16 protein-coding genes are annotated in these 18,115 nt (G+C 71.4%); 6 read left to right on the top strand and 10 right to left on the bottom strand.

Features of this window, described 5'->3' with window-relative positions:
- Positions 1 to 144 precede the first annotated feature (144 nt).
- Positions 145 to 1,494, bottom strand: coding sequence for an NtaA/DmoA family FMN-dependent monooxygenase (locus tag CAE01nite_RS06315; RefSeq protein ID WP_222595841.1), 1,350 nt, complete (start codon positions 1,492 to 1,494; stop codon positions 145 to 147).
- A 146-nt stretch (positions 1,495 to 1,640) separates the two neighbouring features.
- Between CAE01nite_RS06315 and CAE01nite_RS06310 the strand changes: the two genes are divergently transcribed.
- From CAE01nite_RS06310 to CAE01nite_RS18735, 4 genes are all read left to right on the top strand, one after another.
- The gene (locus tag CAE01nite_RS06310; protein ID WP_146901612.1) at positions 1,641 to 2,237 is read left to right on the top strand and encodes a TetR/AcrR family transcriptional regulator; all 597 of its coding nucleotides are present in this window, start codon (positions 1,641 to 1,643) and stop codon (positions 2,235 to 2,237) included.
- A 930-nt stretch (positions 2,238 to 3,167) separates the two neighbouring features.
- On the top strand, positions 3,168 to 3,728 hold the full coding sequence (locus CAE01nite_RS06305) for a PAS domain-containing protein (protein WP_146901610.1): 561 nt from the start codon (positions 3,168 to 3,170) through the stop codon (positions 3,726 to 3,728).
- On the top strand, positions 3,610 to 3,852 hold the full coding sequence (locus tag CAE01nite_RS18910; RefSeq protein ID WP_371862888.1) for a diguanylate cyclase domain-containing protein: 243 nt from the start codon (positions 3,610 to 3,612) through the stop codon (positions 3,850 to 3,852). Before CAE01nite_RS06305 ends, CAE01nite_RS18910 begins: the two co-directional genes overlap by 119 nt.
- Positions 3,839 to 4,105 (top strand): diguanylate cyclase domain-containing protein, encoded by a 267-nt coding sequence (locus CAE01nite_RS18735; RefSeq protein ID WP_146901607.1) that lies wholly within the window; start codon positions 3,839 to 3,841, stop codon positions 4,103 to 4,105. Before CAE01nite_RS18910 ends, CAE01nite_RS18735 begins: the two co-directional genes overlap by 14 nt.
- A gap of 20 nt (positions 4,106 to 4,125) precedes the next feature.
- Here CAE01nite_RS18735 and CAE01nite_RS06295 read toward each other — a convergent pair whose 3' ends face one another.
- Complete coding sequence (locus CAE01nite_RS06295; protein ID WP_222595840.1) at positions 4,126 to 7,188, bottom strand: sensor domain-containing protein; 3,063 nt, start codon at positions 7,186 to 7,188, stop codon at positions 4,126 to 4,128.
- A gap of 383 nt (positions 7,189 to 7,571) precedes the next feature.
- On the opposite strand from CAE01nite_RS06295, the gene CAE01nite_RS06290 reads away from it, so the two are divergent.
- Positions 7,572 to 7,799, top strand: a complete 228-nt coding sequence (locus CAE01nite_RS06290) for a hypothetical protein (protein ID WP_146901602.1) — start codon at positions 7,572 to 7,574, stop codon at positions 7,797 to 7,799.
- A gap of 131 nt (positions 7,800 to 7,930) precedes the next feature.
- Here CAE01nite_RS06290 and CAE01nite_RS06285 read toward each other — a convergent pair whose 3' ends face one another.
- Together CAE01nite_RS06285 and CAE01nite_RS06280 are read right to left on the bottom strand one after the other, a co-directional pair.
- Positions 7,931 to 8,425 carry a hypothetical protein gene (locus CAE01nite_RS06285; RefSeq protein WP_146901599.1) on the bottom strand — a complete coding sequence of 165 codons (495 nt, stop codon included), beginning with the start codon at positions 8,423 to 8,425 and terminating at the stop codon, positions 7,931 to 7,933.
- A gap of 391 nt (positions 8,426 to 8,816) precedes the next feature.
- On the bottom strand, positions 8,817 to 9,842 hold the full coding sequence (locus tag CAE01nite_RS06280; protein WP_246131041.1) for an EamA family transporter: 1,026 nt from the start codon (positions 9,840 to 9,842) through the stop codon (positions 8,817 to 8,819).
- Here CAE01nite_RS06280 and CAE01nite_RS06275 point away from each other — a divergent pair.
- The gene (locus tag CAE01nite_RS06275) at positions 9,822 to 10,682 is read left to right on the top strand and encodes a LysR family transcriptional regulator (RefSeq protein WP_146901596.1); all 861 of its coding nucleotides are present in this window, start codon (positions 9,822 to 9,824) and stop codon (positions 10,680 to 10,682) included. The genes CAE01nite_RS06280 and CAE01nite_RS06275 overlap by 21 nt on opposite strands.
- Before the next feature lie 245 nt (positions 10,683 to 10,927).
- Here the strand turns inward: CAE01nite_RS06275 and CAE01nite_RS06270 are convergent, their stop codons facing one another.
- From CAE01nite_RS06270 to CAE01nite_RS06245, 6 genes are all read right to left on the bottom strand, one after another.
- On the bottom strand, positions 10,928 to 12,064 hold the full coding sequence (locus CAE01nite_RS06270; RefSeq protein ID WP_222595839.1) for an NAD(P)/FAD-dependent oxidoreductase: 1,137 nt from the start codon (positions 12,062 to 12,064) through the stop codon (positions 10,928 to 10,930).
- 189 nt (positions 12,065 to 12,253) lie between these two features.
- Positions 12,254 to 14,425 carry a M1 family metallopeptidase gene (locus CAE01nite_RS06265; RefSeq protein WP_146901592.1) on the bottom strand — a complete coding sequence of 724 codons (2,172 nt, stop codon included), beginning with the start codon at positions 14,423 to 14,425 and terminating at the stop codon, positions 12,254 to 12,256.
- Between the two features lie 278 nt (positions 14,426 to 14,703).
- Entirely contained in the window at positions 14,704 to 15,156 is a 453-nt protein-coding gene (locus CAE01nite_RS06260; RefSeq protein ID WP_146901589.1) for a hypothetical protein, read from the bottom strand.
- Positions 15,157 to 15,343: 187 nt separating this feature from the next.
- Positions 15,344 to 16,051 carry a DUF72 domain-containing protein gene (locus CAE01nite_RS06255; protein ID WP_246131040.1) on the bottom strand — a complete coding sequence of 236 codons (708 nt, stop codon included), beginning with the start codon at positions 16,049 to 16,051 and terminating at the stop codon, positions 15,344 to 15,346.
- Between the two features lie 1,097 nt (positions 16,052 to 17,148).
- On the bottom strand, positions 17,149 to 17,589 hold the full coding sequence (locus CAE01nite_RS06250) for a hypothetical protein (protein WP_146901586.1): 441 nt from the start codon (positions 17,587 to 17,589) through the stop codon (positions 17,149 to 17,151).
- A gap of 38 nt (positions 17,590 to 17,627) precedes the next feature.
- Positions 17,628 to 18,005, bottom strand: a complete 378-nt coding sequence (locus CAE01nite_RS06245; protein WP_146901584.1) for an RNA-binding S4 domain-containing protein — start codon at positions 18,003 to 18,005, stop codon at positions 17,628 to 17,630.
- Positions 18,006 to 18,115: the final 110 nt, after the last annotated feature.

Here is an 18,115-nt window from a genome sequence, read left to right as displayed (position 1 = left end):
GGCACGGACGGGGTCCGCAAGATCGACCTGCCGAGAGGTCGATGTCGGGTGGGGGTCGGTGCACGCGATTCGTGACGCTGCTTCAACTCGCACCGGCAGGCCGGTCTTCGACGTGCCGCTCACCATCAGGTTCGACGAGCCGGATCAGCGTTCCGCTTCCGCTGTCAGTCGCGGGTCTAGACCCAGCTGCTGAGGCAGGCCGAGGTGGTCGCGCAGCGTCGTGCCCTCGTAGTCGTCGGGGCGTAGGCCTCGCTGCCGCAGAACGGGTACGACCTGGTTGACGAAGTTGTCCATCCCGTCGTGCAGGTCATCGATGATGACGGAGAAGCCGTCGGCTGCGCCGGCCTGCACCCATTCCTGCAGCATGTCGGCGATCTGCTCGGCGGTCCCGACCAGGGAAGGTGCTTGGTCGAGCACCCCATGACCGAGGATCTCGTGCGGTGTGCGCCCCTGGCGGGCAAGTTGCAGGGCGTGGCCTGCTTGAGCAGCGCCAGGGTGGGGGCGCAGGGCCGCAACTTGAGCGCTGGTGAGCGGCTTGTCACGATCGGCGGAGTCGAGGCGCATCCCGAGGACGGCCGACAGGTGAGCCAGGCGCTCCTCGATCCCGGCGGCCTCCTCCAGCACCATGCGTCGCTCGACAGCTTCCTGCAGGGTGGTGCCGACGGTGAGGGCGAAGAAGGAGAGGAACTTGACCTCGTCCGCTTCCCGGCCGGCGTCCACGGTCATCGAGCGCATCATGGCGCGCTGCGCCTTGGCCTCCTCCATGGAGGAGGGGTGGGCGATGATGCCGTTGGCGTACAAGCTCGCGGCCTGCACACCCAGACCGCTGGCGAAGGGCATGAAGATCACTGGTTGCCCCTGCTCGGACGGGGGGATCTGCAGTGGCCCACGGGAGCCGACGTGACGACCGGTCAGGTTGACGGGGCGGATGTGTGAGGTGTCGGCGAACCGGCCGGTGGCCTTGTCGGGGCTTCCTGCGGCTCTGGACCAGCTTCCCCACAGCGCCTGGGTGATCTGGATGGCCTCGTTGAAGCGTTCGTACTTCTCCTCCCGCGGCGGGACGGGGAGGCCGTAGTTGGCGAAGGCCTCCGGTTCGTAGCTGGGGATGGCCTGCCAGCCGGCGCGGCCATGACTCATCACATCCAGCGCTCTGACCTGCCGGGCGATGGTGTACGGCTCGACGAAAGAGGTCGACAAGGTGGTGACCAGGCCGATCCGTCGCGTGGCGGGAGCTATCGCAGCCAACGTCAGGGTCGGCTCCATCGTCACGATGGGTGGCCGCGACTCCAGGTCTCCCCAGATGAACACCCGGTCGGGGAAGAACAGGTAGTCCAACCCCCCGCGCTCAGCGGTCTGCGCCGCCCGGACGAAGGTCGTCACGTCGGTGTAGGCGTTCGGATCTGCCGACGCCATCCGCCATGCTCCCGGGTGGTTGCCGTGCATCTCGCCCAGCACCGCTCCGAGCAGGAACGAGCTCTTGCTCATGACCGTCATGTCCTCACGTCGTCGGCACTCGTCCGCAAACGAGCTGCGGAGCGATCACGCGGAGGCTGCCTCCGCTGTCGATCGCAGACTACGGAGGTAGCCTCCGTTTCGTCAAGGAGGTACCCTCCGCTTCAACCGACGAAGGGCATCGAGCCGTGAGTACCGCAGAAGTCAGGCCGACCCGGCAGCGGGCGGACAAGGCGCGCAACCGCAGCCACATCCTCGACGTCGCCGAGGAGTTCTTCAGCCAGCACGGCGTGGGCGGGTCCTTGGAGACCATCGCCAAGCGAGCCGGCGTCGGACCCGGCACCCTCTACCGGCACTTCCCCACACGCGAGGCGCTGATCGCGGCCTTGCTGCAGGCACGCTACGAGCAGCTCTTCGACCGCTTCGGCATCATCAAGGCCGAGTCGAGTGACTCGAACCACGCCCTAGAGCAGTGGCTGGACGCCCTGGGTGAGTACGTGACCGCATTCGACGGCCTGCCCGCCCCTCTGCGAGTCGCCCTGTCGGAGGAGTCCTCCCCGCTGGCCATCACGTGTCAGGCCTTCATCACTGCTACCGACGAGCTGCTCACCGCAGCTCAACGCGACGGCTATGCCCGGCCCTGGATCAGATCGCGTGAGCTCTTCCTCAGCGTGCTGGCCACCGCATGGCTGCGTGGTGCTGCTCTGGCCGACGAGAGCTCCAGCCGGGCACTGCGAGCGATCTTGCGCTCGGGCTGGGCCGAGCCTGCACCAACCGCCGAGTAGGAACCTGACGGCCGCGACCCGACCAGATCCGGACGTGAAGACGGTGGCGCCCCAACGTCCGCTCATCGGCATGAGCGGTAACCGTGGGGCGGACGTCAGAGGGCGATGTCGCCCCAGGAGGTCGGCTCGGTCCGGAGCGTGGTTTGTGGGGCTGCGGCTGATTGCTTGGTGAGTCTGTCTGCCTGGTCGAGGGTGCTCAGCTCGAGGTTCGTGATGTTTGCGATTGGTACCTGAAAAGGTCCGGTAGGAGCCGAGGTCGGACGCCTGTGTCGTGGCGGGGGCGGGTGTGCTGTTGTCGCGGGCCAGCACGGCGGCCAGGAGGTCGGTTTTGTCGAGCAGGTAGCCGGTTGCGGCCAGCTCGTCGGCGCGCACCCACACGGCGATCTTCCAGAACTGGCTGATTGAAGACCGCGACCTGCGGGGCGGTTGCCGCGAGCCGCCGGTCGGGTCGAAGCAGCACCGTGACGTGTGTGTAGTCCGACGCCACAACCTCGGCCGACGTCGTGGTCGTCGCCGCTGGGAGCGGCACTGGCACGAGCAGGAACGAGTCGTCGTAGCCGAGGAGCGCCATGGCGCCAGGCAACCACGCGCCCCCACGCGACCGCTGCGGGCCGTCCGGCGCTGCGGCGAGGAGGGCTCGCTGGTTGTCGACTCCCGACAACGCAGGAGAGGGTGCCCGGTTTCGATCGTCTTGGGCAGCAGGTACCAGGGGACGACGCTCGGTGACGTGAACCGGCTGAGTTTCGGGCAGGCGGAGGTTTTGGACGAAGTTTCGGCCTATGGGCAGATCAGAGGTACGCGGCGGTAGGTCGTCCGGCCCGCCCCCACGACCGTCGGCGCGTCATCTCTGAGCCTTCACTGAAGGCGGCGCGAGACACGGTGTCCCGGTAGCGTCCCTGAACGCTGGGGGGCATCGATACGAGAGCGGAGGTGGCCCTGCAGAGCGTTGAACACGAGCTGGCCGCGATGCTCGCCTCGTGCGTGATCCCGTCGGACACCTCGATCACCGTCGCCGGCGTCACCGATCCTGACTTGCCGCTGGTCTACGTCGACGGTGCGTTCGAGGCCATGACCGGGCACCGGGCGGAGGATGTGCTGGGTCGCAACTGCCGCTTCCTGCAGGGGCCGGATACCGATCCGGCGGCGGTGCGGCGTCTGGGGGAGGCGTTGCGGGCCGGGTGGTTCGTCGACGAGCGCGTGCTGAGTCACTGCGCCGACGGCACCCCGTTCTGGAACGAGGTCCGCGTCTCGGCAGTCCGCGACGCCACCGGGGCCATCGTGCGGTGCATGCGCGTGCAGCACGATGTCACCCCACAGGTCACGGCGGCCCCAGGAGATCCTGCACGCCGCGACGCAGGACCCGTTGACCGGGCTGCTGAACCGGGCGGCCCTCGAGGCTCAGGCCGGTCGGGAGGTGATCCGGGCGACCCGCCACCACCGCTCGGTGGCGATGCTGTTCCTGGACATCGACCGCTTCGAACGGGTCGATGACAGCCACGGGCACACCGTTGGTGACGAGTGCCTCATGCATGCGCCGGGACTCTGCGAGGGCGCCTGCGCGCGGTTGACGTCTCGGCCCGGCGCGGCGGTGATGAGTCACCGTGCTGCTGACTGACCTGCCCCTGGACGACGCGGCCGCGGCCGCGCACGTGGTGGTCGACCGCCACGATGCACCGACCCAGCCCTTCACCGTCGACGGCGCCGAGCACCGCACTGACGTCACCATCGGCACGGCGCTGTTCCCCCGCGACGGGCGCACGACCCGCGACCTGATCGCCCACGCCGACGCCGCCGACGCCGACATGTACCGCGGCAAGCCGTCGCGACCGGCCCTGCGCCCGTCACCGGAGGACCGCACAAGTCGATGACACGGGGTCAGATCGCGCGATCAGGGCCTCGACGCTGTCAGCCATGGGCCGAGGTCGCTGGGCGGCATGGGGCGTGCGTAGTGGAACCCTTGAGCTCGGCGGACCCCGGCGTCGAGGAGCTTGCGCTCGATCTCGGCGGTCTCGACGCCTTCGGCGATGACCTCCATACCCAGGGCGGTCGCCAGGTCCACCACGGAGCGGATGATCGCCAGGTCGACGCCCGCGCCGTGGGCCAGGTCGGTGATGAAGGTGCGGTCGATCTTGATCGCCGAGACGGGCAGCGACCGCAGGTAGGCCAGGGCCGAGTAGCCGGTCCCGAAGTCGTCGATCGCGCAGGACACGTTCGCCGCGGCGAGGTCGGCCAGGACCTGGCGGCCGCGGTCGTTCATCAGCGCTGACTCGGTCACCTCGACGGTGAGTTCGCCAGCTGCCGCGACCAGCAGGCGCACCACCTCGTGGGCGACGGCGGGGTCGATGAGGCTGTCGACGCTGATGTTGACGGCGACCGGCATGCGGATCCCGCCCTGCCACCACAGGCGGGCCTGCTCACCGGCTCGACGCACGACCCACAGAGTCAGGGCACCGATGAGTCCGGTCTGCTCAGCCAGGGGGATGAACCCGCCGGGCGGCATCAGCCCGCGGGTCGGGTGGCGCCACCGGACCAGTGCCTCCATGGAGATCGCGCGGCCGGTGACCATGTCGACGACCGGCTGGTAGTGCAGCTCGAGCTGGCCGGAGTCGATGGCCGAACGCAGCTCGGTGATCATCGCCAGGCGCTCACCACGCGCGGCGTCGGTGACCGGGTCGTAGAAGACGAAGGAGCCGCCTGCGGCACGCTTGGCCCGGTACATCGCGACGTCGGCGTGACGCAGCACGGTCGAGGAGTCGGTCCCGTAGGTCGGCGCCAGGACCGCTCCGATGGACCCGGACACCCGCACGTCCATCTCGTCGAGGGTCACCGGCTCCTCGACGGCGTGCAGGATGCGCTGGGCCAGGTCGGTGACGTCCGCTTCGCCGACCGGACCGGGCACGCAGACGGCGAACTCGTCGCCGCCCAGGCGGGCGACGGTGCCGTGGCCGGCGATGGTGCGGGTCAGCCGGGTCGCGAGGTGCTCGAGCAGCGTGTCCCCGGCGGCGTGGCCCAGGTGGTCGTTGACGTCCTTGAACCCGTCCAGGTCTAGCAGCAGCAGCGCCATGTCGTGCCCGGCGAGTAGCGCCCGCTCGACCTCGTCGTCGACCCGGGACCGCAGCAAGGACCGGTTGGGAAGCCGGGTCAGGACGTCGTGGTCGGCCTGGTGGCGCAAGCGGGTCTCGGCGTGCTGCCGGTCGAGAGCGGCGCTCAGGACGTTCGCGACCTGCTGCAGGAAGGCGACATCCGGGGTGTCCACGCCGCCCTGACCGTCAGCCCCAACAGTCAGGGCACCCCACACCCGCCCGCCGGCCACGATCGGCACGGCAGCGTCGATGTGCAGGGCGACCATCTCCGCCGGCCGCTGTGGTTGACCGTCATGCGCGCCGGCGTCGTCGGCCATGGTGGAACTACCGGTGCCCAGCGCGTCGAGCAGGGCCGTCCCGTCGGCAGGCTTCACCCGGTGGCGTGCCCCGATGCTCGGGGCCTGGTCGGTCCTGGCTCTGACCTGGAGCGTCTGACCGTCGTCGACCAGCTCGTCGACCGTGACCATGGGGATCTGCAGCGACCGCTGCACCTCAGCGACCGCCTCCCGGAACAGGTCGTCCACCGCGATCCCCGTCAACGCGCGCTGCCCGAGCATCGCGACGGCCTGCTGCTGGTGGGCACGCTGCTCAAGCGCCCGACTCACCTGGTGGCGGCCGGTCACGTCGATGAAGAACACGGCCAACCCCTGCGCGGAGGGGTGTGCCCGCACGTCGAACCATCCGTGCAAGGGCGGGTAGTGCTCGGTGAATGCGACCGGGTGGGCTTCCTCGACCGCTTGCCGGTACGCGCTCTCGAAGCGGGTACCACGAGTCTCGGGGAACTCCTCCCACAAGGACTTGCCGAGCAGGTCGGCGCTGCTGCGCACCAGCGCGCGTTCGGCTGCGGCGTTGAGGTAGGTGAAGCACCAGTTGCGGTCAAGGGCATAGAACGCATCGCTGATGCTGTTCAGGAGCTCGAAGTTGCGCGCCAGGGCCACCTCGGCGACCTGCTCGGCGCGAAACCGCCCCAGGGTCAGTGCGATCACGTCCGCGAAGTCGGTCAGCAGTGCGGTCAGCCGCTCACGCTCCGCGGTGCTGACGCCATCGGCTAGCCACCACTCGATGGTCCCCAGGTCCTCGGTGCCCTCCTTCTCCCTCACCAGCACGACGGCGGGATCGTCCGCCGGGCGATCCAAGTCGACTGGATAGCAGTAGGAGGCCGGACTTCCCGCGGCCGCCGTGAGCGTCGTCACGACACCGATCGCACCGGTCAGCTGCCGGGCCTGCTCGCTGATGATCGAACCGAGATCGTCCAAGGAGCGCTCAGAGGCAAGAGCCAGCCACACCTGGTGTGCAGCTCGGCGTTCACGCTGGCGCCGGTAGGTCAGCGTGACGTCACGCGCGACCGCGTAGATGAGCTGCTCTTCTCGGTCCAGCCACGCCGACCACGCCAGATGCCGATAGGTCCCGTCGCGATGGACGCAGCGCATCTCGAAGTCGACGACCCGCGCGCCGGCCGACAACCGGTCCAAGCTCCGTCGCGTGTCAGCGACGTCGTCGTCATGGACGAACGACATCAGGGGCCGGCTGTCGAGGTCCTCGGTGGACCACCCCAGCTCCCTGGACCACCCGGCGTTGAGGTAGACGACCCGCAGCTCCGGATCGAGCAGCAAGACGCACAGCAGATCCGAGGACAAAGACAGGAAGCGCTCGAAGTCCACGCGGCCCACGTCGAACGCCATACCTACCCGCTCCCCGCCGGTGTCTGAACGCGTGGCGGTGCCCATTGCACCGCGCACGCCCGTCGACGGCAGCCCAGTTGCCGCCCGAGCGGTCGCTGCTGCACCGGGCCAGGACATCGAGCTCGCGACGCGGGCATCATCGCAGGTCAGCGCGGGCACCGTTAACCCAAGCGGGTGAGCGGCCACGTGCGCCCAGGTTGCCGCCCATCCACATGGCACGGCACGGCATCAGACGCCACACCCCACCCGTCGCCTCTGGTCCCAGTGGGCCCCACTGCTCTACCCGGGGGCTCGGGCAAGGTGAGGCGTCACAAGCGGTCTAGGCCTCAGGGCCGGGTCGCGGGCTGAATCGGTCGGCACCCCCTCGTCGGAACGCTACAACGGCCGACGCCAAGCCCGATCTCGGTCGTCTGTGGGCAGGGTTGCCGCCATGCCGCGGCTCGGGATGAGGAGCGCGGGCTTCGGTGGCTGCGCGGGTTGGATGAGCTTGGCCGGGGGGCGGTCTTGTTCAGATCTGCCACGGTAGGGCTCGGGTGCCGCGTCAGGTCGTCGACACCGAGAGGTGGTGCGTGGCTGCGCTGGTGTTCTCCCGGCCCGTCAGCGCCAACCGGGCCGGGGTGCTGAGCACGGCGACGGTGTTGATTGCCGCGGTGTGTGCGGTGACCGCGCTCGTGCCGTTCAGCAACACGGCACCGCGGGGGGTTGCTGGCGTCCTGTCGGTCGCCGGCTTCGCTGTGGCGGCCGTCCTGCGCCGGCAGGCCCGGGGCGGCTGGCGTCCATGTCTCGTGCCTGCATAGCTATGCGGCGGTCCGTTCAGCGCCCGGTTTCGGTCGTTCGCCGGCACCCGTGTCATGAGGTCGAGCGGGGTAGCCCGGCTCGCCTGGCTCGCCAGCGCCGATCGGAGGTCACCGTGCCAGGTCGTGCTTCCTCAGGCGCCTCGAAGAACGGAGCAGAGCACGTCGTCGCCGCCCCGCAACCCGGCGCTGTGCGTGAGGACCTCACTGCCGTCGGGTGCGATGACTGTGACCGAGCGTCCGGCAAAAGGCCCCACGGTGCCGATCCCGGGCACATTGCGCATCGTGACGCCGACGACCACAAGGGTCAGTGAGCCGTCGGGGTTCTCCGTCAGGAACTCCGGTCCATGTGCGCGGCTCTCGACCGTCACGTCGCCGGCAGTGAGGGTCGAGTTGAAGTTGAAGTGACTGATCTCCCGGCCACCGGCCTCGTGCCGCGTGAAGGTGCCGACGAGGTGCTGAGTCACCTCCACGCCGCACAGCTCGGTCAGGAAGCCGTTCGTGAAGGTCGCGTCCACCTGCTCCACCAGCGGGCGTCCCGCTGCGCTGGCTGCCGGAGCGCTCAACGTCGTGGCCAGCACTGCCGCTGCTGACGCCGAGAAGAAGCATGAAGTAGACCGCTTGTTCATCGCCGCAACTCCTTACACGTGGGTACCCAGCAGGTGTGACTGTCGAGCGTTGCCATGCAGACGCCAACTTGCAGCTGTGCGACGCAGGACCCGTCACCATCAAGGTCGCACACGAGGCGGCATGGCCGCCATAACCGCCGAGGGCGCAAGCAGCGCGGAGCGGATGGTGGTGCTTCGGCGTGGCCCGGCGGGCGCCCGGGTCGTCGACTCCCCGCAACACGGGCCGACCCGCCCGGTCTCGGTCGTCTTCGGGCAGGTTCGCGACGAGATCTCGCTTCGGCCCGCATCGTCACTCACCGATGGGCAGCATTGGGCGTGCTGGCGGGTCGTCGGGTGGGTTCAATGACCGCGCGCCGCATCGCGGCATGACCGTGCGTCGGAGCGCACGTCGCTACTGGCCGGCAGCGCGCTCGGTGGGTGCGGTCGTCGCGTTGGTGGCGACGGCGAGCGCGTTTGCGGCGATGACGATGGCGATGCCAAGCCACTCGTGAACAGCGAGTGGCTGACTGAGCAGGAGAAGACCGACCAGCGCGGCCATGGCCGGCTGCGCGCTGGACAGGAGGCCGAACTGGCGTGGCGTCACGGTGCGCAGCGTGACGAGGTCGACGGCATAGGGGACGACGGACGACAACAGGCCGGCGGCTACGGCGCGCGTCACGGCCGAGGCGTCCCAGGACGCGGCGACGGTGATCGTCACGAGGACCGGCAGGTACCCGAGGGCGCACAGGCCGCTTGCCAGGGTGGGTGCCTGGAGTCCGGTCAGGCGGACGCCGACGACCCGGTTGAGGACGATGTAGGCCGCCCAGCACACGCCGGCGGTCAGGCCGAGCGCCAGTCCCAGGACGTCGTCGGCGGGCCCCGGGAGGACCAGGACGTACACCCCGGCGGCGGCCAAGATGGCGGTCACCACGTCGGGCCGGGTGCGGGAGGCGGCCAGGGTGAGGGTGAGGGGACCGAGGAACTCCAGAGTGATAGCCAGGCCGAGGCCGATCCGGTCGATTGCCAGGTAGAGCGTCAGGTTCATGGTGCCGAACACCAGCGCCAGCAGCAGCGTCGGCCACCACTGCGTCCACGTCATCCGACATAGCGGTGGGCGGGCGACCGGCAGCAGCACGGCCGCGGCGACGGCCTGGCGCACGGCCACGACGCCGACGGGGCCGACGATGTCGAAGGCCTGCGCGCCCAGACCCGCGCCCGTCTGGTTGCTCGCGGCACTGACGAGCACCTGGGTCACACCCCGCCACCCGGACCGCGTGCCGGTCCCCGCGCTGGCTCGGCCAGGCGCGCCGACGTCTGCGAGGGCGGGCTTTGCCGTGGACGTGTCCATGCCGCAGAGCCTGGCCACGTCGGCGTGGTCGGCGAAATGCATCGCAGCGTGCCCCCATACGCTGGACGCATGGCGGTCGAGCTCCGGCATCTGAGGTCGCTCCTCGCGGTCGTCGAAGAAGGCACCTTCACCGACGCCGCCATCGCGCTGCGCACGTCCCAGGCCTCGGTGTCGCGGGCGGTAGCTGATCTGGAAGGCGAACTGGGCGCACGGCTGTTCCAGCGCACCAGCCGCGGTGCGGTGCCCACCGTGGCGGGTGTCCGGGTCGCCGCACACGCCCGCCGCGTGGTCGACGAGGTCGACGCGATGGCGCGCGTCGCCGACGTCACGCAGGCCGAGGTCCGCGTGGGCTACGCGTGGTCGGCGCTGGGACGCCACACCACCGCGTTGCAGAGGCGCTGGTCGGGCGAGCACCCCGGTTCGGCGCTGGTCTTCGTCCAGGCCGGCACGAGCACGGCGGGCCTGCTCGAAGGCGCCGCCGACATCGTCGTCACCCGCCGCCCGTTGGACCAGCGGCGCTTCCGTTGCGTTCCCGTCGGCGTCGAGACCCGCTACGCGGCAGTGGCCGCTGACGACCCGTTGGCGCGCCGGCGCAGCCTGCGCATGAGCGACTTCGCCGGTTCCACCGTCGCCATAGACGCCCGCACCGGGACCACCACCGAGGAGCTTTGGCCACCGGACGCGGCCCCCGCCACGACACGCGACACCCACAACGTCGACGAGTGGCTGACCCTCATCGCCGCCCGGCAGGCGATGGGCCTGACGTCAGCGGCCACCACGTTCCAGCACCCGCGCCCCGGCATCGCCTACCGACTCGTGCGCGACGCCGAGCCAGTTCCGGTCTGGCTCGGGTGGTGGCGCGACGACGAACCGTCATGCGCTTCTCAACTCGTGCAGATGGCCACCGAGCTCTACGCCGAATCCGACTAGTTCCTCACGCCTCGGCGCCCGGCCCCACGACTACCGGGCGACGGACGAGGTGGCGCGTCGCGGCACGTCGGCATCCGGACATCGGCATGCGCGGTAGCTCGTCAGATGTCGCGACGACTGGACGCACCGCCCGGGACGCCGGGGTGAGTGCTGCGCATACCCACAGCGCCGTCGTGCGGCGCACGGGAAGCGATCCTTCGCGGACGGCACTGCAGGAGTCCGCGAGGGCTACGGGTGGAGGCGGGTCAGCTGACCAGGTGTCGTCGGCCGCGCCCGTGCAGGGCGAGGCCGGCGACCACGCGGGGCGTCAGGAGCCCGCGACCGAGCCCGAGCTCGACGAGGTCGTCGAAGACGCGGTGGTCGCTGTCGGCGGCGCGCAGGCCGGCGGTCAGGACGCCGGGCACACCGATCGCTCGGGCCACCGTGGCCGTGGAGAGCAGGTGCGTGCGGAGGAGGCGTCGGACCGCGAGCCGGTACGCCGCGCCGGCGTGCGCGCTGTTGCCCGTCACCGCTGCACGGCCGGCCGCCGCCCCGCTGGCGACCGCGTAGTAGAGGCCCTCGCCGGACAGCGGGTTGATCAGCGCCGCTGCGTCACCGGCGAGCAGGATGCGGCCGTCCGGGTGCTGCCAGCGGGCGGTCGACAGGGGCAGGTGGTGCCCGACCCAGCCACGGGCACCGGTGGTCGCGCCGGGTAGCAGCGCCTCCAGCTCCTCGACCAGGCGTCGCCGGGTCAAGTGCTGACGTCGGCGCCGCAGGACCTCGCCGTAGCCGATGTTGGACCAGCCGTCGCCCCGGTCGAACGACCAGGCGTACCCGGCGGATCCGCCGTCGCCGAACCGGATCACCTGCCGGCCCGACCGGGACGTCGGCGTGGGGGCGTAGCCCCGCAACGCCAGGGCCTGGGATCGCGGTGGAGCCAGACCTGCCGCCCGCCTCACCACCGACGTGGCGCCGTCGGCGCCCACGACCGCCCGGGCCTGCACGTGCCCGTCGACGATCACGCGATCGGCCGCCACGACCACGTCGCGGACCCGGTGCCGGCGCAGCTCCGCACCGGCCGAGACGGCGGCCTCGACCAGCCTGGCGTCGAGCACCCGGCGTGGGACCACCCACGCGGGGCGCCGCATGGTGCCGCTCGCCGTCCACGGCCCGCGCGACAGCTCCAGCCGGCTCACCGGGATTCGGTCGTCCAGCAGCCCGGTCACGCCGACGGTGGCGAGGACGTCCAGCACGTGCGGTGCCACTCCGTCCCCGCACGCCTTGTCCCGCGGGAAGCTCGCGCGGTCGAGCATGAGCACGCGCGCGCCCGGCCTTGCGGACAGGGCCGCGAGTGCGGCCGTCGCACCGGCCGGCCCGGCTCCCACCACCACGAGGTCCCACACGCCGCCGAGTCTGCGGGCCGACCGTCACGATGTCCACGCGCCCGGGTCGGCCCACCAGCCGCGAGCGCTGCGCGGCACGGGAGCTCGTCCGCTCGTGATCGGGCTTTCCTCTGGGGAGGTCCGCACCTCGCCAGGACGGTGAGGCCTGCTCCGGGAGCACCGCTGCCGTTGACCGGACGATCCGGACCGTCAGCGGCGCGGCAGCACCGCATGGTCGGTGCCGCCCGCGACCGTGCCCGCAGGTCGGCGTGCGGCATCCGGCGACCGTGCCGCCATGAGGTCGCCCGCCGGGGTGCTCGCCGGCTCGGGGGGTTCGGGCAGGCCGGCAGGCTTGGCCGGCGTGAACAGCCACGTCCGGAAGAAGGCGTCCAGGTCGCGCCCGCTCACCCTCGTCGCGAGGTCGACGAGCTCCGCCGTGCTGACGGTGTCGCCCCGCTGCGACCGGGGCCAGCGGCGGAGCAGCTCGAAGAACGCCTCGTCGCCGATCTCGCGGCGCAGCGCGTGCAGCGTCATGGCGCCGCGCTGGTACACCGCTCCCGAGAACAGCTCGTCCGGTCCGGGGTCGCCGATGGTCACCGACCAGAACGGGTCGTCCGCCGGGAGCCCGGCCACGAAGCCGAAGGACTCGTCCGCCTTCTGCCGGCCCTCCCGCTCCAGCCACAGCCACTCGGCGTAGGTCGCGAAGCCCTCGTTCAGCCAGATGTCTCGCCAGCGCCCGAGCCGGAGGTCGTCACCGGTCCACTGGTGCGCGAGCTCGTGCACGATGACGACCTCCGCGAACACCGGGTCGGAGAACACCGAGTCGCCGTACACCGGCCGCGTCTGGGTCTCCAGCGCGAACCCGATCTGCGGTACGTCGTCGACGATCCCGCCCGCCGCCCGGAACGGGTACCGGCCGAAGAGGTCCTCGAGGAAGTCGATGATCTCGGGCTGCCGGGCGAACGCCTCTCGTGCGGCCTCCCCGGTGGCCGGCGGCACGTCGGCGGCGGTGCCGACGACCCAGTCCGAGGTGCTCGGCGGGCTGCCCTCCGGCGGGCCGGTCACCGTCCAGCCGTCGAGCGGGTCGCCGTCGTCCTCGAAGGACGTGCTGCCCTCCCCGGTGGAGACGACGACGTCGTCCACCACGGGACCGGGGCGCGTCACCACGTCGTCCGTGACGTAGGTGAGCGCGATCTCGACGGCGCCACCGGCGTAGTCGGCCAGGTCCACGCTCCACTGCTCGTACCCGTCGCTCCTGCCGGTGGCCGCCCACCACTCGCCGGTGGAGCCGGTGGGTGCGCAGGGTTCGTCCGGGGCGACGGGCGTGGACTGGTAGTGGGTGAGGAAGGGGTGCTGGGCGAGCCAGAACGGGCAGGAGAACCCCATGCCCTGGGTCGTGTGACCGTTGGCGTCCCGCAGCGTGGTCCACTCGTCGGTGCCGACCGGCCGCGCCTCGACCAGGAAGTAGTCGAAGAGCGCCTCGGTGTCCCGGTCCACCCAGAAGGAGACCGTCGCCCCGCCCGTCGGCACCGTGAGGGTGCGCGCGAGCCGCTTGAACGCCAGGTCGCCGGTGCCCGCGATGGCCGCACGTCCGCCCGTCCGCGGCTCGGCCTTGAAGAGGCTGGGGTCGATGGCGTCCCAGAACCGCACGCCGTCGGCCCGGTACTCGTCGATGGTGAACCTCCCGATGGCGAGGACCGTGAGGTACGACGCCATGGGCTCGCGGGCGTGCCACGTCCAGGTGGTCCAGCCGTCGGCGGTGTCCTGGCTGCGCAGGACGCCGTTGCTCACGGCGGTCAGGCCTTCGGGGACGTCGACGGTCACGGTGAGGGACGCCGCGTCGGCCGGGTGGTCGTTCGCGGGGAACCAGGTCGCGGCGGCATGGGGCTGCCCCAGCACGAGGGCGCCGTCGTCGGTGTGGACGAACCCCATCGGCCCGAAGGGGGTGTCGAGCGTCTGCGGCACGCCGTCGTAGACCACCACGACGTGGAAGCGGCTGCGCTCGCGCAGTCCACGCGACGGCGTGACGGTCAGCTCACCGGCGTCCCGCACCCAGGTGGCGACCCGACCGTCGACCTCGACGGATCGGACGGCGAGCCCGACGAGATCGAGGTTGAACGCGGACAGGTCCTGCGTCGCCTGCGCCGTGATGGTCGCGCGCCCGCTGAGCACGTCCGACGCGGGGTCGTACCGCAGGTCCAGGTCGTAGTGGTCGACGTCGTATCCGCCGTTGCCGTCCAGCGGGAAGTACGGGTCCCCGACGCCCGCTGCCCCCGCGGTGAACTCCCGGGGGGCGCGCGTGTGGGCGGCCGCGGCACCGCCGAGCGGAGCGAGGAGCGCGAGCATCGCGATCAGGACCGTCACCGTCCTCGACACCGACATGGTCGCCCCCTCGCGCCGGCCGATCTCAGGGTTGCGACGCTATTCCTGCCCGGGTCGCGCCCACAACGGGTCGTCGAACCCGCGGTCGGAGCTTCCGACCGTGACCGGGTCGAGGGCTCGCTCGAGTGCCGGCGTCGGCCGGTCACCGGCCCTCAGCACACCCGGCCCGCCGGAGTCTGCCCCGGTGTCGGTCCGGTGCCGGACCCGGGCTGCCGCGCAGGTCCAGCCGTCGTCCGACCTCCGCTGCAGAGTGACGGTCGATCTGCGGGCGGATGCCGTCAGAAGGTGTCGGCGTCAGCTCCGTCGATGATCCCGTCGCAGCTGTCTCCCACGACCCAGATGACGGAGACGTCGTCACGTGCCGAGTACACGGTCGCCGACACCTCGGCCGGGATCCCGCGCTGCACGAAGACGGCGAAGGTCTCGTAGGAGCCGCGATCGCTCAGCCCGCAGTACACCGTGTCCACCACGCCGTCGCCGTCGGAATCCATCGCCTCGTCACGCATGTGCTGAGCCACGACGATGTCGTTGCTGTCGTATCGCAGGGAGTGCCCGTCAGCCACCACGAGCTTGCGTGCCTTGGTGTTGATGGACTGCAGCATCCCCGAGACCGTCTGGACGGAGCCCGGCTTGCCCTGGCCGGCGGGAGGCGCGGCATGTGCGGCACCCGGGAGCAGGACCATCGGCACTGCTGCCGCTGTGGCGAGGGCCAGGGCACGTCGGCGGTTCATTCGAGCAGCACACTCCTGAGGCAAGGGCACGACCGGGGCAGGGTCCGCCAAGGTAGCGCAGCAGGTGGACCGGACCGGCCGGACGACCGGTGCGGAACGGTCCGGCAGGCGGTACCCGGTGAAGCCGTCCGGCTGGCTGGCGACCGCGAAGGACCGCGGGGGTGGCGTCGTCGTGCACAGACCTCGATCAGAGCAGCGCCTTGAACCGCTCGGCGTCGCCCACACGGGGCAGGTTGTTGAACATGACGTAGGGCGACGGTCGGCCGTCGACCATGTCCCGCAGCCGGCGCAGCTCGTCGTCGGTGTGCACGTGCCGCGAGCCGGTGGTGCCGTGCAGGCGGTAGTACGTCTGCTCGGGCGTCACGGTCTCGGTCTGCATCGGGTCGACGACGTGGACGAGGTCCAGCTCGGCGCAGAGCTCCGTGAGCAGCTGGGTGGGCCAGTCGCCACGGGGCTCCCACAGCAGCCGCCCGGCCGGGCGTTCCACCTGCGCCAGGAAGCTGCGCAGCCGTCCGACGTTGTCGGCCGTCGGTCGAAAGCTCCTCGGGCACTGCAGCAGGACGGCGGTGGCGTGCAGGATCCGGGCGCACTCGAGGGTCCGCTGCCATCCCGCGAGGACCGGAGGCGTGGTCCGGAACGCTCCGACCTGGCCTCGTGCGCTGTCCGGCAGAGGCTGCTTCAGGCGCCGGTAGGTGGGGCTGTTGGACTCGTGGGTGACGACCTGCCACGCCTTGATGGTGAACTCGAAACCGGCCGGCACCTGCGTTCGCCAGCGCGTCAGCACGGCGTCCGACGGCGGTTCGTAGAAGGTGTGCTGCACCTCGACCACGGGGAAGCGACCGACATACGACGCCTGGGAGACCGTCCACCCGCACAGCCCGATGACAGCGCCCACCTGCCTATGCCTCCCGGGTGCAGCGAGCTCGGACCAACGACGCCCTGCGCGGCACGCTCCCGTCCGACATGGAGCCGAGTCTCCTTCAGCAGACGCCTGCGGAGCGACCGGACCATCGCCCGGCGGACACTCCCGGTCAGTACCGGCGCGCGATGGGGCGAGGCGCACCGCGTCCGAACAGCTCGCGGTCCTCGGGGGAGTCGGTGTCGGCACGGAGCGGGCGGGGCGGCATCAGCGCGATCGGTCCCGTGGCTACCGTCGGCGCGCGACGCGTCGCGGTTCCGGTGCCGGCACCGGTGACGAGGCGCGGCTTCGAGGTTCCTCCCCGCTCGCGCTTCGCGCGTGCGGGGAGCCCCGCCGCGGAGCGGATGGAGGCAGACCGGGCCCGAGCCACCGCCGATCCTGCGCGGGCAGCCTCCCGGCGGGCCTTCGTGTCGTCAGGAGCACTCGCAGCACGCTCACAGGCAGCCGCGTGCCGGAGAAGGGCCTTGCGCAGCGTCGGGCTCACGGCAGATCTCGCCTGAGCACGGGAGGAAGCTTCAGCCGAGAGCATCCCCGCGCGAATCCGCGCACGCGTTGCGGCGCGAGCGCCCGCTGGGGTGATGGCTGATCCGATGGCGGCCGACATGGGGCGACGGTAGGCGGCACACGCCGAACGGATCACGCAGTGGCGCGATGTCCCCCTGTTCGGGGGATGCCGGTCGTGCGTGGTTCGCGCGAACGGGTGCCACGAGGGCGTCCCGACGTCTGCACGCACGGCGGCATGAGCGCGCGTCGGTGGCCCCGTACACCTGGAGCAACAGGGGTGGGGCTCCTGCGTCGCGCGGTTGGCTCCACCTCAGCCGCTCGGTGGACGTGAAGGCGCCCGTGATCTCGTAGCCGCAGTCGTCGAAGGCGAAGGTGTCGGAGAAGGTGGTCGTCTCCCAGCGGCTCGGGCGGCCTGGGCGGAGGTGATCCCGCCGACGACGAACGCGGCGGTGGCAGCGGCGATCCAGGGGCACTTCTTCATGGCGCTCTCACCGCGACGGCGCGGGCCGAGCGCAGCTTCGTCGCGCCGGCATGGACGGACGGGGTGCGGTGTCCCGCCCGACGCGCGATCAGAGCATGCGGACGAGCGTGGCGACCCCCAGGTACACCAGGACGGCCGCGAGCTCGATGCCGAGGGCCCTCGCGACGTCCGGCCAGCGGCGGCTCCGCAGGTGGTGGGCGGCGAGGACCGCGGCCGTGATGCCGAGGATCGCGCCGAGTGCACCACCGAGGAGACCGAGCACGACGGCCGGGGCCAGCAGCATCCATGCCGCCTTCGGGAGGGGCGCGGCCGTCAGCACCCGCTGCGCGCCGATCTGGAGTCGCGGGGCGAGGTTCTTGAGGTCGAAGCCGACCTCGATCGTGCGAGGAGTCCCGTGCTGGTCCGGCAGCAGGTACCGACCGACGTGGTCCTTGGGCAGCTCGGCGCCGTCGGCGAGGAGCCGCGGTCTGGCCGAGTACGGGCGCTCCACCACGAGTGTGCGCCCCTCGAAAGCCACCCGGTGGTGCATGCCGCGGAGCATCGCACGAGCGAGCCTGTGACGGCCGCTCAGTGGCCGCGCAGCCGCGCGATCTCGCGCCGGTCGCGCTTGGTCGGCCGGCCCGCCCCGCGGTCCCGGACGGCGCCACCGGGCGCCTCGGCGGCGGGGACCGGCGCGGGCGTGCGGTCGACCAGGCACTCCGCCGCCACCCCGGCACCCACCCGCTTCTCGACGATCCGCGCGACGTCGACGATCCGCTCGACCCCCTCGGACCGGACGCGGACCTCGTCGCCGACCCGGATCGCCGTGGCGGGCTTGGCCCGGTCCCCGTTGACCTTCACGTGCCCGGCGCGGCACGCGGCAGCGGCCAGAGCGCGGGTCCTGGTCAGGCGCACCGCCCAGACCCAGCGGTCGACGCGCGTGGTCGTCGAGGCGTCGAGGGTCATGGCACGACCCTACGGCGGCACGCGCGGGACCAGGTGCGGCCGGAGCCGGGCCGCCGGAGCCGGGCCAGGTGGCTCGGCCGCGGCCCGCGGCTCACCGGTCACGCGGCGGC

Source organism: Cellulomonas aerilata (genome assembly GCF_007991755.1).
Classification (GTDB): Bacteria; Actinomycetota; Actinomycetes; order Actinomycetales; family Cellulomonadaceae; genus Pengzhenrongella; species Pengzhenrongella aerilata.
This window is presented reverse-complemented; position numbering and strand designations above follow the sequence as displayed.

Excerpts from the sequence above, each read along its gene's own strand:
- CAE01nite_RS06315 (WP_222595841.1), bottom strand. The coding sequence starts at position 1,494 with ATGACGGTCATGAGCAAGAGCTCGTTCCTGCTCGGAGCGGTGCTGGGC.
- CAE01nite_RS06285 (WP_146901599.1), bottom strand. The coding sequence starts at position 8,425 with ATGAACAAGCGGTCTACTTCATGCTTCTTCTCGGCGTCAGCAGCGGCA.
- CAE01nite_RS06275 (WP_146901596.1), top strand. The coding sequence starts at position 9,822 with ATGGCGGTCGAGCTCCGGCATCTGAGGTCGCTCCTCGCGGTCGTCGAA.
- CAE01nite_RS06280 (WP_246131041.1), bottom strand. The coding sequence starts at position 9,842 with ATGCCGGAGCTCGACCGCCATGCGTCCAGCGTATGGGGGCACGCTGCG.
- CAE01nite_RS06265 (WP_146901592.1), bottom strand. The coding sequence starts at position 14,425 with ATGTCGGTGTCGAGGACGGTGACGGTCCTGATCGCGATGCTCGCGCTC.
- CAE01nite_RS06260 (WP_146901589.1), bottom strand. The coding sequence starts at position 15,156 with ATGAACCGCCGACGTGCCCTGGCCCTCGCCACAGCGGCAGCAGTGCCG.
- CAE01nite_RS06250 (WP_146901586.1), bottom strand. The coding sequence starts at position 17,589 with ATGCACCACCGGGTGGCTTTCGAGGGGCGCACACTCGTGGTGGAGCGC.
- CAE01nite_RS06245 (WP_146901584.1), bottom strand. The coding sequence starts at position 18,005 with ATGACCCTCGACGCCTCGACGACCACGCGCGTCGACCGCTGGGTCTGG.